Origin of the sequence: Geomonas silvestris, assembly GCF_014193515.1 — a bacterium.
In the GTDB taxonomy this organism is placed as follows: Bacteria; Desulfobacterota; Desulfuromonadia; order Geobacterales; family Geobacteraceae; genus Geomonas; species Geomonas silvestris.
The window spans coordinates 44,593-59,036 of sequence record NZ_BLXX01000003.1 but is presented as its reverse complement, the minus strand read 5'-3'; the positions used below and the strand labels follow the sequence as shown (position 1 = coordinate 59,036).

At 64.4% G+C, this 14,444-nt stretch carries 9 protein-coding genes; 4 read left to right on the top strand and 5 right to left on the bottom strand.

Features of this window, described 5'->3' with window-relative positions:
* Positions 1-408: 408 nt before the first annotated feature.
* Positions 409-2,259, top strand: coding sequence for a cytochrome c3 family protein (locus GMST_RS06600; RefSeq protein WP_183353846.1), 1,851 nt, complete (start codon positions 409-411; stop codon positions 2,257-2,259).
* Positions 2,260-2,677: 418 nt separating this feature from the next.
* Here GMST_RS06600 and priA read toward each other — a convergent pair whose 3' ends face one another.
* From priA to GMST_RS06575, 5 genes are all read right to left on the bottom strand, one after another.
* Complete coding sequence (priA, locus tag GMST_RS06595) at positions 2,678-4,951, bottom strand: replication restart helicase PriA (RefSeq protein WP_183353845.1); 2,274 nt, start codon at positions 4,949-4,951, stop codon at positions 2,678-2,680.
* A gap of 134 nt (positions 4,952-5,085) precedes the next feature.
* The gene (locus GMST_RS06590) at positions 5,086-6,273 is read right to left on the bottom strand and encodes an FprA family A-type flavoprotein (RefSeq protein WP_183353844.1); all 1,188 of its coding nucleotides are present in this window, start codon (positions 6,271-6,273) and stop codon (positions 5,086-5,088) included.
* Between the two features lie 149 nt (positions 6,274-6,422).
* Positions 6,423-7,733 carry a DEAD/DEAH box helicase gene (locus tag GMST_RS06585; protein WP_183353843.1) on the bottom strand — a complete coding sequence of 437 codons (1,311 nt, stop codon included), beginning with the start codon at positions 7,731-7,733 and terminating at the stop codon, positions 6,423-6,425.
* Positions 7,734-8,354: 621 nt separating this feature from the next.
* Positions 8,355-8,636: a non-specific DNA-binding protein Hbs gene (hbs, locus tag GMST_RS06580; protein WP_183353842.1), complete on the bottom strand. Its 282-nt coding sequence runs from the start codon at positions 8,634-8,636 to the stop codon at positions 8,355-8,357.
* A gap of 213 nt (positions 8,637-8,849) precedes the next feature.
* Entirely contained in the window at positions 8,850-11,282 is a 2,433-nt protein-coding gene (locus GMST_RS06575) for a penicillin-binding protein 1A (RefSeq protein WP_246399288.1), read from the bottom strand.
* Positions 11,283-11,663: 381 nt separating this feature from the next.
* On the opposite strand from GMST_RS06575, the gene traF reads away from it, so the two are divergent.
* From traF to citD, 3 genes are all read left to right on the top strand, one after another.
* Positions 11,664-12,881, top strand: coding sequence for a conjugal transfer protein TraF (gene traF, locus GMST_RS06570; RefSeq protein WP_183353840.1), 1,218 nt, complete (start codon positions 11,664-11,666; stop codon positions 12,879-12,881).
* A 292-nt stretch (positions 12,882-13,173) separates the two neighbouring features.
* The gene (locus GMST_RS06565) at positions 13,174-14,178 is read left to right on the top strand and encodes a [citrate (pro-3S)-lyase] ligase (RefSeq protein WP_183354131.1); all 1,005 of its coding nucleotides are present in this window, start codon (positions 13,174-13,176) and stop codon (positions 14,176-14,178) included.
* Positions 14,175-14,438 carry a citrate lyase acyl carrier protein gene (gene citD / locus GMST_RS06560; RefSeq protein WP_183353839.1) on the top strand — a complete coding sequence of 88 codons (264 nt, stop codon included), beginning with the start codon at positions 14,175-14,177 and terminating at the stop codon, positions 14,436-14,438. The genes GMST_RS06565 and citD overlap by 4 nt, the downstream gene beginning before the upstream one ends.
* Positions 14,439-14,444: the final 6 nt, after the last annotated feature.

The window sequence follows — 14,444 nt, the reverse complement described above, 5'->3', positions numbered from 1 at the left end:
GGACCGACACGCCCCCGCACTACACGGAACGCCCCGCGCTTCCCCCGGGGGCGCGCCTGGAGCCTGACCGCAGCCGGCCACCCCCTCGATAGCCCCTTCTGGGGAACCCTCACGTTCACCGGTATCCTGGTGGGGTTTTCCTACCGCTCCCTTGCGACTCATTCCTCTTTGGCCCCTGCTTCCCGTGTTTTAGTTCATGAAGACTATTTCGATTTCGGCGATTTCACCGACACTCGCGCCGCCAATTCCGCGAAATAACCAGGCACCGCTGTTGTATGTACCTTATTATTTTGCATATTTTGTGTTGATTTATGAGACATCCCGTTATACATTAGGCGCCGTCTCAGGGGCAGTTCACATGAATACGACTTTGTAAAACGTCGTTTTTTTAATTACAGGAGATTACCAATGGCCCTAGTTTTCAGACGTATCCTCCCCCTACTGTTGCTCATTGTGCTTGCGCGGCCGGTCGCCGCCCAGCAAGGCCTGGCCATCGACCCGGCCACCTGCCTTGGCTGCCACGGAGACAAGATCTCCGCAACGCTCATGGCCAACTCGGTGCATGGCAAGAACGGCTGCACCAGCTGCCACATCGAGATCGTCGAGCTCGCCAAGCACATGAAGGGCGAGGTGAAGGTCGGCAAGGTGCAGTGTGTGCGCTGCCACAAGAAGGAAGCCGCCGAGCACGCCGGCAGCATCCACACCCAGAAGGGGGTCGGCTGCTACAACTGCCACACCGACATCCACACCCACACCTCCTGGAACAAGGACAAGCGTCGCGTCATCGCCAAGTGCGTCCAGTGCCACAAGGATGAGCGCGGCTTTGCCCAGTCGGTACACGGCAAGGGTGTCATCGCCGGAAACCAGGACTCCGCTGCCTGCAACGACTGCCACAACCTGCACGACATCAAGGCGATCGGTGATCCGACCTCGCACGCCAACCGCGAGTTCCACACCAAGGTCTGCCTGCGCTGCCACGGCGACGAGAAACTCGTCGAGCGCAACCATATCTCCAAGGTTGCCGTAGAGAGCTACCTGGCCAGCTACCACGGCAAGAACTACCGCCTGGGCTACCCGGAGAAGGTCGCCGGCTGCGCCGACTGCCACACCGCGCACGGCATCCTCCCCTCCAAGGATCCCAACTCCTCGGTCAACCCGAACAACCTGGTGAAGACCTGCGGCGCCTGCCACAAGAAAGGCTCCGTGCTGTTCACCAAGTTCTACGCCCACGGCGAGCACAACGACCGCGAGCACTACCCGATCCTCTACTACACCTTCATCGCCATGACCGGCCTGCTGACCGGCACCTTCGCGGTGTTCTGGCTGCACACCCTGCTCTGGATGATCCGCGGCTTCGTCGAGAACCGTGAGAAGGCAGCCGCTCTCGAAGAGGGTCACGTCCTGCACCACGTAGCGGACGGCCACAAGCAGTACCGCCGCTTCCAGCCGCGCCACGTGTTCATGCACCTCCTGGTGATCATCAGCTTCCTCGGCCTGTCGCTGACCGGTCTGCCGCTGAAGTTCTCCGACCAGGGCTGGGCGAAAGTGCTCATGGGTCTCTACGGTGGCGCTCCTAACGCGGCGCTGATCCACCGCATGTGCGCCGGCATCACCTTCGTGTACTTCGCGATGGCAATCGCCTTTAGCATCCACTTCCTGTTCATCAGGCAGGACCTCAAGGGTAACTGCATCCAGAGACTGTTCGGACCGGACTCCCTCTGCCCGAACCTGCGCGACATCACCGACGTGGTAGGGATGGTACGCTGGTTCTTCTTCAAGGGTCAGAAGCCGACCTTCGAGCGCTGGACCTACTGGGAGAAATTCGACTTCATCGCGGTCTTCTGGGGTATGTTCGCCATCGGCGGCTCCGGCCTGATGCTCTGGTTCCCCGAGTTCTTCGGCAGCTTCCTGCCGGGCTGGGCCTTCAACGTGGCCACCATCATCCACTCTGACGAGGCGCTCCTGGCAACCGGCTTCATCTTCACCGTCCACTTCTTCAACACCCACGGACGGCCCGAGAAGTTCCCGATGGACTTCGTCATCTTCAACGGCCAGATGTCCAAGCACGAGTTCATCGAGGAGCGTGGCGACCAGTGGGCACGCTACGAGCAGGAAGGGACCACCGAGAAGTTCCGCGCCACCAGGAGCAGCGGCGTGGCCTACGACTTCTGCCTGAAGACCTTCGGATTCACCGCGCTGTTCATCGGCATCACCCTGCTCATCCTGATGGTCTACGCCTTCATCAACCCGGGGCACTAACCCGGCAGTAACGAACGCCGGGTCACCTTGACCCGGCCGCAACAAAAGAAAACTCCTGCTGACACCGCGTCGATAGGAGTTTTCTTTTTTGGGGGGAGCGGTCTCGGATTCCTGCAAAGAAAGGCGCATCCCCCTGCCCCCCCTTTCGCACGGGGGGGAACGTGAGGCCACCTTCAGTTGCTCGTCCCTACCCTGGAGTGTGGGAGCGAGAGGTTCATGTTGCCCGATCGAGGCATGCTTTCCGAGAATCCAGGCAACGCAGCCGGCGTCACGTCCTCCCCTTTGCGAAGGGGAGACAGAGGGGATTTTAGGGAGCGGGGGCCGCGGTTTTCACTCATTCCTCGCACGCGCCAACAAAAAAGCCCCTGCACCGCGCGACTGCGGGCAGGGGCTTTTCTCTTCGGCTGTTGCACAAAACTCAGAGCATCTCCACCGGGTCGACGTCGATCACCAGGCGGATCGTGGAGGGGTGGCTGAAGCTGCCGCGCAGGTGGAAGAGCACCCGGTGCAGCTCGCTGCGCTCGCGCCCCTTGATGAGGATCTGCCAGCGGTAGCGTCCGCGCACCTTCCCCAGCGGCGCGGTCACCGGCCCGAGGATCTCGACCCGCAACCGGCACTCGGCCTTGATCTTGCGCAAAAGGCGCGCAGCCTCCTGGGCGCTTCCCTCGGTCTGGCGCTGGTCGATCCCGGAAAAGGTGAGAGCGGCGAGGTGCGCGAAGGGGGGATAACCGACCTCCTCGCGAAAGGCGATCTCCTGCTCGTAGAAACCCTGGTAGTCGTGCGCGACCGCGTGGCTCAGGGCGTAGTGCTCGGGGGCGAGGGTCTGCACCAGCACGCGCCCGGGGCGGTCGCCGCGCCCCGCCCGCCCCATCACCTGGGTCACCAGCTGGAAGGTGCGCTCGGAAGAGCGGAAGTCCGGGAGGTTCAAGGAGGCGTCCGCCGAGATCACCCCGACCAGAGTGACCCCCGGAAAATCGTGCCCCTTGGCGATCATCTGGGTCCCGATCAGGATGTCCAGGTCCCCTGCCTCGAGCGCCTTCAGGACCCGGGCGTGCCCCCCCTTCCCCTTGGTGGAATCGCGGTCCATCCGGGCCACCCGCGCCAGCGGAAAGAGCTCCTGCACCTCCTCCTCGACCCGCTCGGTGCCCCGCCCCAAAAGGGTGATCTCCTTTCCCTGGCAGGTGGGGCAGGCCGAGGGTGCCGGCAGCGAGTAGTCGCAGTAGTGGCAGACGTGGCGCCCCTTCCCCCGGTGGTAGGTGAGGGTCACCTCGCAGTTGGGGCAGCGCATCACGTGGCCGCAATCCTCGCAGACCAGGTAGGTGGCAAAGCCGCGCCGGTTCAAGAAGAGCAGGGTCTGCCCCCCGGCGTCCAGGTTCTGCTCGATGGCGTTCGCCAATTCCGGCAGGAAGGTGATCCCCTTCTTGCCGCGCGCGTCCAATAGGGTCGTCTGCGGCATGGGGAGCTCGCGCACCCGGTTGGGGAGCTTCAGATAGGTCAGGCGCCCCTGGCTCGCCGCGTAGAAGCTGGTGATGAGCGGGGTGGCCGAGCCGAGCACCACCGCGGCGCCGGCCTGCTTGCCGCGCACCAGGGCGAGGTCCCGTGCGTTGTAGCGCACCCCTTCGGACTGCTTGTAACTCCCCTCGTGCTCCTCGTCCACCACGATGATGCCGATGCCGGCAAGCGGCGCGAAGAGGGCCGAGCGGGCGCCGATCACGATCTGGGCCTCACCGCGCCGGATGCGGCGCCACTCGTCGTAGCGCTCGCCGTCGGAGAGCCCGGAGTGCAGCACGGCGATGCCGCAGCTAAAACGCCTCTTGAAGCGCCCGACCAGCTGCGGGGTGAGCGCGATCTCCGGGACCAGCACCAGCGCCGTGCGTCCGAGCTCCAGCGCGACCGCGATCGACTGCAGGTAGACCTCGGTCTTCCCCGAGCCGGTGACGCCGTGGAGCAGAAACGGTGCGAAGCTCCCGCCCCGCAGGGCCTCGGCGATTCTGCCGTGCGCCGCCTGTTGCTCCCCGTTCAACTCGAGCGCCTGGTCCTTGCCGAAGCTCTGGGCGCTGAAGGGATCCCGGTAGACCTCCCGCTCGGCGGTGCGCACCGCGCGCAGTTCCACCAGACGGTTCAGCTGCGGGGTGCAGGTGCCGAAGCGGGCCCGGAGGTCGGCGCCGGAGACCTCGGCGTTCTCGTCCGACTCGCACAGGTACTGAAGGTACTCGAGGATCTCGAGCCCCTTGCCGCGCGGCTTCACCGGAGGATCGGGAAGTGCCGCGTAGAAGCGCTCGAGCCGCACGCTCCGGCCGCCGGCCAGGAACTCCCGGATCACCGGGGTGCCGTCCTCGGCGGTCTCGCAGCGGTAGCGGCTCACCAGGTTGATCCCGGCGGGGAGCGCCATCTTGATCACCTCCCCCAGCGGGTGCAGGTAATAGTTGGCGATCCAGCGGTAGAACTCGAGCTCGTCCGGGGTGAAGAGCGGTGCCTCGTCGAGGACGTCGAGCACCTCCTTGAGCTCGCCGGACGCGGCCGGGGCGCTTCCCAGGAGGTAGCCGGTCAGCTTGCGGCGCCCGAAGGGAACGAGGACGCGCGTGCCGGGTACGGCGCGGGAGACCAGCTGTTCGGGGACCAGGTAGTGGAAGTGTCCTTCGAGGGGGAGCGGGATGGCGACTTCGACGATGTGCGCTGCGGTAGTCGTCATAGGAGAGGTGTTTTGGGGTAAAACCGGGGAAAACCTGCCACGGAGACACGGAGGGCACGGAGAATAACCAACCCTACAAAGGTTTTTGCCTTACTCCGTGTGCTCCGTGCCTCCGCGGCAGATACAGGTTTGGGTTACTTCTTGAGCACCTCTTCGGCGATGGCGCGGCCCAGGGCCTCGCACTCGGCCATCACCTCGGGCTTGGGCATGAAGGGGGTGCGCACGAAGGGGTGCGGCAGCTTGAAGTTCATCCCCTTCAAGCGGTCCTCGGCCATGCGGCAGGCCTCGCCGCTCCAGCCGTAGCTCCCGAAGATCCCGCCGATGTTCCCCTTGAGGCTTACCGTGGAGAGGTAGGCGAGCACGTCCCACATCGGCTTGGGGATGTCGCGGTTGATGGTCGGGGTGCCGAAGATGAGCGCATCCGACTCCTCCATCAGGTCGCGGATGTCCGCCACCGAGGCGTGGTTGATGTGGCACTGGGTCACCACCACGCCGGGGAGCGAGGCGCCGCGGGCCACCGCTTCGGCCATGCTCTCCGTGTTGCCGTGCGGGGAGAGATAGAAGATGGCGATGCGCTTGCCCCCCGCCTTGGGGACCGACCACTTGCGGTACAGCTCGATCGGCTTGCGCACCTCCTTACGGTAGACCGGCCCGTGGCTTGGGCAGACCAGGGTGAGCTCGATCCCGTCGAGCTTCTCCACCGCCTGCAGTATCCGGTCCTTGAAGGGGCGCATGATGCAGTCGTAGTAGAAGCGGGTCTCGCCGGAGAAGTCGGGCATCTCGTCGGCGAAGGCCCCCTCGCCCGCGTAGTGCGAGCCGAAAGCGTCGCAGGAGAAGAGCACACCCTCCCCCTCCACCACGGTGAACATGGTGTCCGGCCAGTGCAGAAACGGCGCGGCGATGAAGCGCAGGGTACGCCCGCCCAGGTCGAGGGTGTCCTGGTCCTTGACGATCTTCGATTCGAACGGGGCGTGGATCTGGTTACCCAGGAAGGTGCGGGCGGCCTGGCTCGATACCACGGTCGCCTGGGGGCACGCCTTCACGAGCTTGGCGAGCGAGCCCGAGTGATCCGGCTCGGAGTGGTTCACCACGATGTAGTCGATCTGGGACGGGTCGATGACGGAGCGGATGTTGTCCATCAGCTCCTCGAAGCGTTTCCCCTTCACCGTGTCGATGAGCGCGGTATGGGTGGCGCCCCGGACCAGGAAGGCGTTGTAGGTGGTCCCGAAGGCGGTCGGGAACAGGTCGTCGAACAGGGTAAGCCCCGGGTCCTTGACCCCAACCAGATGGATACCCTTTGCTATTTCGACAGCTCCACTCATGCTGATACCTCCGTCGGATGCGGGCCGGCAGCCGGCCGTGCAAGATCCCAGGTATAAAATCGGCATCCCCTGGCCGCTGCGCCAAGGGATGCCGTAAACACTGCGCTGACGATATCAAAAAGACCGGGCGAAAGCAACCCGGAAAACGGCTACTTCGGGGCGCCGCCCCTGCCGCGCCGGTACTCTACCTGCACCTGCGCATCGCGGCGGCTCGCGCCGTTTCCGGGACCGAAGGGACGCTTGCTGCCGGCAAAGGGCTTCTTGCCGGGTGCGCCCGGACGCGGTTTGCGGGCACCGGGGGCGCCGCCGGCACGCCTCAGGGGGCGGCTCGGCTCGAGACCGGGAATCACGCTCTGCGGCAGGGTCTTGCCGGTGTAACGCTCGATGCGGTCCAGGTAGGCGACCTCGTTCGTGGAGCAGAAGGAGATGGCGACGCCCGTCGCGCCGGCCCGGCCGGTACGGCCGATGCGGTGCACGTAGTCCTCGGCAAACTTGGGGAGGTCGAAATTGATCACGTGGCTGATCCCGGAGACGTCGAGACCGCGGGCCGCCACGTCGGTCGCCACCAAGAGGCGCACCTTGCCGCGGCGCATGTTGACGATGGTGCGGTTGCGGGCCCCCTGCGACATGTCGCCGTGCAGTGCGGCGGCGGCGTGCCCCTGGGCGTAGAGTTCGGCCGCCAGCTGGTCGGCGTCGCGCTTGGTGGCCGAGAAGATGATCGCCTTGGTGACGCTCGCGTCGTTCACCAGGTGCTGCAGCAGGCGGTTTTTGTGGCGCATGTCGTCGGTTACGTGCAGGCGCTGCTCGATTTTCGGCTGCGCGAGCTCTTTGGGTTCCACGGCGATGCGCACCGGGTCCGTCAAAAGCCTCTTGGCAAGCTTCGCCATGGCGTCGTCCATGGTGGCGGTGAAGAGCAGGGTCTGGCGGTCTTCCGGAGCTGCTGCGGCGATGCGGTCCACGTCATCGGAGAAGCCCATGTCGAGCATGCGGTCAGCCTCGTCCAGGACCAGAAGCTCGAGGCGCGAGAAGTTGAGCGAACGGCGGTCCAGGTGGTCGATGAGCCGCCCCGGGGTGGCCACGATGATGTCCACCGGCTGGGCCAGCAGCATCATCTGGTCGCGGTAGGGCATGCCGCCCAGGATCGATCCGCAGCGCACCCGCATGAACTTGCCGTAGTTTCTGACCGCATCGTTGACCTGGGTGGCGAGCTCGCGGGTCGGTGTGAGCACCAGGATGCGCGGCCCTTTCCCCGGCTTCTGCGAGGGGGTCAAAAGGCGCTGCAGCGCCGGGAGTACGAACGAGGCGGTCTTGCCGGTACCGGTCTGGGCGCTGCCGATCAGGTCCTTGCCGGCAAGTGCCAGCGGGATCGACTCGGCCTGGATCGGGGTCGGAGCGGTGTAGCCGCAAGCGGCGATGGCTTTAACGAGGGGCGGTGCGAGGTTGAGTGCTTCAAAAGGCATGGAGGTTCCTTCTGGCCAGGCGACAGCTGGACCACAAACGTATTCCGTCATCCCCCGGACACGAGTGCGGCCCGCCAGACTCCGGGCGGGTGGTGAAAAGATTATTCGGAGCGCGCAAAAACGCCGCGGCAACCATTTTGCCGCTAAGATTCGATTGCGACGCGCAACTATTGACCGGCAAACACATACATCGTCGCCAACCAAAGCTGCTGCCGCATTACTCATGGGGATTGAATGCGAGGGGGTTGGATCGATGGGACGGGAGTCTTACTCCCCGATGGAACTGCTGACCGTCAGTCGACCATCTTTACTACAGTTCGCTTCTGAAAAGCAAGCTTTTTATCTACGGAGTAGCAACCGGCACCGGAACCTTCACACCTCCCCCCCGCAGAAAGGTTCCTTCGACAGCCTGGGAACCACATCCCCCCTCCCTTGACGGGAGGGGGCGGGGGGGGGGATGTGGTGAAGCAGCCATCGGCAGTGAGGTGGCTGTCCCGCAGGGGGAGAGGGGACCCAGTTGTACGGCTTCCGGGAACGTTCCCAATAAACAAAAAACCCCGCATGTGCGGGGTTTTTTGGTGGCTACCGGAACAGCTGGCGGGGCGCCGGAGGCGCTGCCGGTTACTTCTTGCTGGCTACCGCATCCTTAAGCGCCTTGCCGGGGCGGAACTTGGGCACCTTGGCTTCGGCGATGTTGATCTCCTTGCCAGTCTGCGGATTCCGGCCGGTACGGGCCTGACGGCTGGAAACCTCAAAGCTGCCGAAGCCAACGAGCGTCACCCGGTCACCCTGCTTCAGCGCGTCGCTCACGCTGTCGATGAAGGCACCAACAGCCTTCTCGGCGGCGCTTTTGGGGATGTTCGCGGATTTTGCTACGGCTTCGACGAGTTCAGCTTTAGTCATGTCACCCTCCTTGGATGGATTAAATTAAGTGTAACTATAATCATAATTCGTCAATTTGCAAGGGTTTTCTTGGGGTTAACGCTTTTTCTGGCGCCTGCCGGGGGCCCGGCGAAGCTGCCTCCAGCGGAGTCCCCCCCGGGCGCGGACGGCGGTACCCTGAGCTAACTGCAAGAAATTACGAGGTTGCGTCGCCAACACCCGGTTGTAGGACCGTTACGGAGCCGCCTCCGGGGCCGGGGCCGGTTCCTGACTGTAGCTGGTCGGCTCGGTGCCGCTTATGAAACATTCCTGGATGGCGCCAGGGGTCCCTTCCTTGGCAAGCCGCCCGGTGCGCGGGTCTATGAGCGCGAAGGTCACGTTGGAGGGGGCGCTGAATCCCTTGACCGGCATGCCGGCCAGGGCGCGCTGCATGAACTCGGTCCAGATCGGCGCCGCGGCCTGGCCGCCCGAGCCCCCCGCCCCGAGGCTGCGCTCCTGGTCGTAGCCGACCCAGACGCCGGCCACCAGTTGCGGCACGTACCCCACGAACCAGGCGTCCTTCATGTCGTTGGTGGTACCGGTCTTTCCCGCCACCGGCCGCCCCACGGCGCGCGCCCTGCTGCCGGTGCCGCTGGTGACGACGCTCTCCATGAGGTTCGTCATGAGGTAGGAGGTCTCCGGGGAGATTACCGGCACCGCGGAGAGCCCCTGGGCCCCCACGGGAACCGGTTCCTGCGCCGGCGCGGGCAGCTTCAGCTCGATCGGCTTCGCCCCCTCTTCCCCCTCCTCACCCTCTTCAGCCGGTGCCGCGCTGGACATCTTGGTGAAGACCGGGATGCGCGGCGGCGCCACTTCCTCGAGGACCCGCCCGTCGCGGTCCAGGACCTTGGTCACGAAGTAGGGGGTGGTGCGGTAGCCACCCGAGGCGAACACCGCGTAGGCGCTGGTGAGCTCCAGCGGGGTGAGGCTCGAGGAGCCCAGGGCCAGGGTGAGGTTTGCCGCCAGAGGCGAGGTGATGCCGAGTTTCTTCGCGTACTCGATGGCGGTCTGCACCCCGATCTGTTCCAGGATCTTCACGCTCACCACGTTGATCGACTCGGTGAGCGCCTCGCGCATGGTAACCGGTCCGCGGTAGACATTGTCGTAGTTCTTAGGCTTCCAGGCCTTCTCCTGCCCCGAGTCGTACTCCACCTGGGTGTCCTCGATGACCGTCGCGGGGGTGAGTCCCTTGTCGAGCGCAGCCGCGTAGATGATCGGCTTGAAGGCGGAGCCGGGGTTGCGCTTGGCCTGCATGGCGCGGTTGAACTGGCTCTTCTTGAAGTCGTACCCCCCCACCATGGCGCGCACCGCCCCGGTCAACGGGTCGAGTGCTATGAGCGCCGCCTGGCTCTCGGGGACCTGGTCCAGGTTGAAGACGGCACCGGCGCGGTTCACATCCGGCTCCTTCACCTGCACCTCGAGCACCGCGCCGAGGCCGATGGCCCGTTTGGCCTCAGGTTTCCCCCAGGCGTTCACCAGCTCGAGCTTGCCGGCCCACTCCATGGTCTTCTTGGTGATGGAGCCGATCCGGTCGCCGACCCTGACGGTCAGTTCGCGCTTGGCCGGGTTCACGGCGATCACCACCCCCTGGTAGGTGGAGCCCTGCTTCAGGGATACGTAATCGATGCCGTCCTCGACCTTCTTGCAGAATGCCTCCACCTCGTTCTCGGCCAGGTACTTGGCGGCGCCGCGGAACCCCTGGCGCTTGTCGAGCGCCTTCAGTCCGTTCACCACCGACTCGTAGGCCCCCTTCTGCATCTCGGCGTTCATGGTGGTGTAGATCTTGAGTCCGTCCTTGTAGAGCCGCTCCTCGCCGTACTTCTGCTCGAGCTGCTGGCGCACCTGCTCCAGGAAGTAGGCCGACTGGTCGGCATTCACCTTCTTGAGCGGGCGGATCTCGATGGGAGCCGCCTTGGCGTGGTCGGCCTCGGCCTGGGTGATGTACCCCTCCTTCACCATGCGCTCGAGGACGTACCCCTGGCGCTCCTTCGCCTTGTCGAGGTGCTTGATCGGCGAGTAGCTGTTGGGCGCCTTGGGAAGCCCGGCCATCATCGCCATCTCGGCCAGGTTCAGCTGGTCGACTTCCTTGCCGAAGTAGGTTTCGGAGGCGAGCTGCACCCCGTAGGCGCCGGCCCCCAGGTAGATCTGGTTCAGGTAGATGTAGAGGATCTCGTCCTTGGTGAGCCGCTCCTCCATCCTTTTGGCGAGGATCGCCTCCTTGATCTTACGGGAGAACTTCTTCTCGGGGGTGAGCAGCATGGATTTGGCCACCTGCTGCGTGATGGTGGAGGCCCCCTCCTTCTTCCTGAGCGACACCACGTTCTTCACGGCGGCGCGCAGGATCCCCAGGTAGTCGATCCCCTTGTGCTGGTAGAAGTTGGAGTCCTCGGCCGAGACGAAGGCCTGGATCAGCCGGCGCGGGATCTTGTCCACCGGCACCACGGTGCGCCGCTCCAGGTAGAACTCGCCCACCAGGCTGCCGTCTTCGCCGTAGACCTGCGAGAGGATGGGGGGGCGGTAGTCGGCCAGGCGGTCCACCTTGGGAAGCGCTCCCAAGAGGTAGAAGAAGTAGCCCAGACCGCCGAGCAGGGCGAGCAAGGCGCCTGCTCCCAGTATGCCGAAGATAATCTTGACGCCCGAACGTTGCGGACGTTTGCGTTGCTGTGCCCTGTAGATTTCCACGAGCGTTCTCCCTCGTTTGACTAGCGTAATCGCGCATTTCCGGCGCGCCGCGCCAAAGGGGAGATTATCCCAGATCGACGCGCGAATTCAAGGTTAATGTGCCCGGCGCACCATTCGGCTCCTGAGCACCAGGTTAAAGAGTTCTGCATGTCCTGAAAAAACCTAAAGTTTTTCTGCAATAGCCCGACAGTTTTGTGTATACTCGGCCAGCGCCGCCCCGAAGAGGCTGATCATTAATTAGATTTTGCCACCAGGGAAGCTCGCCGGCACCGCGTTCGCAACCATGTCTTTGGACTGATTGATATCCCAACCTGCAAGGAGTGGCACATGATCAGACGTTCGGCAGCAGTAGCGGCAATCCTCCTCGGTATCGGCTCTACGGCCCATGCACTTGAATTCCAGCCGGTGGGCGCCGGCTCGCTCGGCGTGGGCGGCGCGGGTGTCGCCCGTACCTACGGCGCCATGGCTCCCTACTGGAACCCGGCCGGCCTCGCCTTCGCACCGAAGACGGCGACCGTCTCCCTCACCGCGGGAGTGGGCCTCAACACCCGCGGCAAGCTGGCCGAGGACCTCGACAACCTGGTCAAGGCGAACGACGCCTGGACCGGCGCCCAGAACCAGGGCACCGCCGACGGGCTGGCAACTGCGTTCGATGCCCTGGTCGCAACGAACGAGAAAGACAACCTGCACGTGACCGGCCAGGCAGCCTTCGGCGCGCAGATCAAGCACTTCGGTTTCGGAGCCTACGGCACCTTCGAGGGGGGAGCGAACCCCGACCCCGGCGGGCTCACGATCCCTGTTCCGGTTACCTTGAACGGGACCGCCACGAACCAGTTCGACACCCAATTGGGATCCAAAACGGTCTCGCTGCGCGGCATCGCGCTCATCGAGGCACCCGTCTCTTACGGCTATGCCTTCAACGCCGGCAAGTTCGGCAAGGTCGGGGTCGGCGCCAGCGTGAAGTACATGAACGGCATGGTGACCAACAAGGAGCAGACCCCCATCTACGCGGCCGGCAAGGTGACCTCTTCCTCGGACCTCGCAAAGGACGTGCGCAAGAACGTCCACGACTCCTCCAGCGTCGGCTTCGACCTCGGCACCCTCTGGAAGCCGGTACCGTCCTTCGCAGTGGGCCTGGTCGGCAAGAACCTGAACTCCCCGTCCTTTAAGGCGAAAAACGGCGAGAAGATCACCGTGGGTCGCCAGGTGCGCGCCGGCGTCTCCTGGGAAGCGCTCTCCTGGCTCGAGTTGACCGGTGACGTCGACGTCTTCTCCAACTCGACCATCATCCCCGGCATGAAGAGCCAGAACCTGGGCGGCGGCGCCGAGTTCCACCCCTTCAGCTGCCTCAAACTGCGCGCCGGCGGCTACACGAACCTCGCCGACTCCGCCTCCGACGGTGCCGTCACCGCGGGCCTCAGCGTCGGTATCCCCTGGTTCTTCCTGGACATCGACGGCGCCTACGGTCTGGGGTCGGCGAAATTCGACAACCACAGCTACCCCAGCGAAGCCAAGGCGCAGGTCAGCTTGAACTTCGCGTTCTAAGGAAGCAGGGTCCCGGAAACTCTGTGAGAGACCGTCCAGCGAGTCCCCTCTCCCGTCGAGGGAGGGGGGATGTTACCGAAAGAGGCCGAGGAAGGGGAGAGGACGCCCCGACACCTCGGCCTCTTTTTTAAGAAACCGCTCCGCGCCCTGCGATATTAATTACGATTCACTAATCCAAATCGAAAAAACCTCGCCATTCTCAGCCTCAACCTTAACCTCCACCTCTCCTTTCCCCGCTCTCTCGCCGTATACATGATTACCCATATTCTTGAATGATGATAACATTGTGGCCATGGTTACCTCGCTGCTTTCCACAGACGATCTGCGCCAGGCCTGCGACCTCATCGACGCGAGCGGCCTGAGCTTCGAGCCCCCCTTCGACGACCTGGTCGGCATCTTCCAGGCCGGCCGCCTGCAGGCGGTGGGCGCGCGGGACGGACGGGTCCTGAAGATGCTCGCCGTGGCGCCCGAGGCGCAGGGCGGCAGCCTTCTGGACGACATCGTCACCGTCTTGGTGGGGCGCGGCTATCAGGAGGGGCTCGACTCCTTCTTCATCTTCACCTCGCCAAGCCAGGTCGCGAGCTTCCAGGCCCTCAACTTCCACCTCCTGGCCGCCTCGTCAAAGAGCGCGCTCCTCGAGTACGGCGACGGGCTCGGGCGCTACCTGAACCGGCACCGCCAGCTGGTCACCCCTGGCCCCAACGGCGCCATCGTCGCAAACTGCAACCCCTTCACCCGGGGACACCGCTACCTGGTCGAGGAAGCCGCCGCCCAGGTGGAGCGGCTCTACCTCTTCGTGGTGCGCGAGGAACGCTCGCTGTTCTCCTTCGACTACCGCCACCGGATGGTGCGCGAGGGTACCGCCGACCTCCCCAACGTGACCCTCCTGGACACCTCCAGCTACGCGGTCTCCAGCGTCACCTTCCCCACCTACTTCCTGAAAACCGGCGATCCGGGCGGCGCTTTGCAGATGGAGCTCGACCTGCTGCTCTTCGCCAAGCACATCGCACCTTTTTTCCACATCACCCGGCGCTTCGTGGGGAGCGAACCGCTCTCCGCCACCACCGCAAGCTACAACGCGGCGATGCACCGGATCCTCCCCGAGCACGGCATCGAGGTGACCGAGCTGGAGCGGATGGATGCCGGTAACGCTCCGATCAGCGCAACCCGGGTCCGCGCCCTCTTGGCCGAGGGGGATTCGCGGCAGCTCGCGAGCCTGGTGCCGGAGACGACCCTCAGCTTCCTGTTGTCGCGCGAGGGGCGGCGGGTCTGGGATCCCAAAGGAGAGGCAGCATGAAGATCGCGCGCAAAGTGCAGGCCGGGACGATGCAGTCCAGCGACCTGATGGTGTTCCTCGAGCCGGCGGAGACCCTCACCGTGACCATCGACTCCACGGTATTGAAACAGTTCGGGGAGCTGATCCGGGCCAAGGTGGACGAGGTGCTCAGGCGCCACCACGTGGAATCGGGCGAGGTGCGCATCACCGACCGCGGCGCCCTGGACTACGCCATCGAGGCGCGCCTGGAGACCGCCCTTTTTAGGGCAGCGGAGGAGTAACGTGAA

Coding starts and splice junctions, on each gene's coding strand:
- GMST_RS06600 (WP_183353846.1), top strand. CDS start 409: ATGGCCCTAGTTTTCAGACGTATCCTCCCCCTACTGTTGCTCATTGTG.
- priA (WP_183353845.1), bottom strand. CDS start 4,951: ATGACGACTACCGCAGCGCACATCGTCGAAGTCGCCATCCCGCTCCCC.
- GMST_RS06590 (WP_183353844.1), bottom strand. CDS start 6,273: ATGAGTGGAGCTGTCGAAATAGCAAAGGGTATCCATCTGGTTGGGGTC.
- GMST_RS06585 (WP_183353843.1), bottom strand. CDS start 7,733: ATGCCTTTTGAAGCACTCAACCTCGCACCGCCCCTCGTTAAAGCCATC.
- hbs (WP_183353842.1), bottom strand. CDS start 8,636: ATGACTAAAGCTGAACTCGTCGAAGCCGTAGCAAAATCCGCGAACATC.
- traF (WP_183353840.1), top strand. CDS start 11,664: ATGATCAGACGTTCGGCAGCAGTAGCGGCAATCCTCCTCGGTATCGGC.
- GMST_RS06565 (WP_183354131.1), top strand. CDS start 13,174: ATGGTTACCTCGCTGCTTTCCACAGACGATCTGCGCCAGGCCTGCGAC.
- citD (WP_183353839.1), top strand. CDS start 14,175: ATGAAGATCGCGCGCAAAGTGCAGGCCGGGACGATGCAGTCCAGCGAC.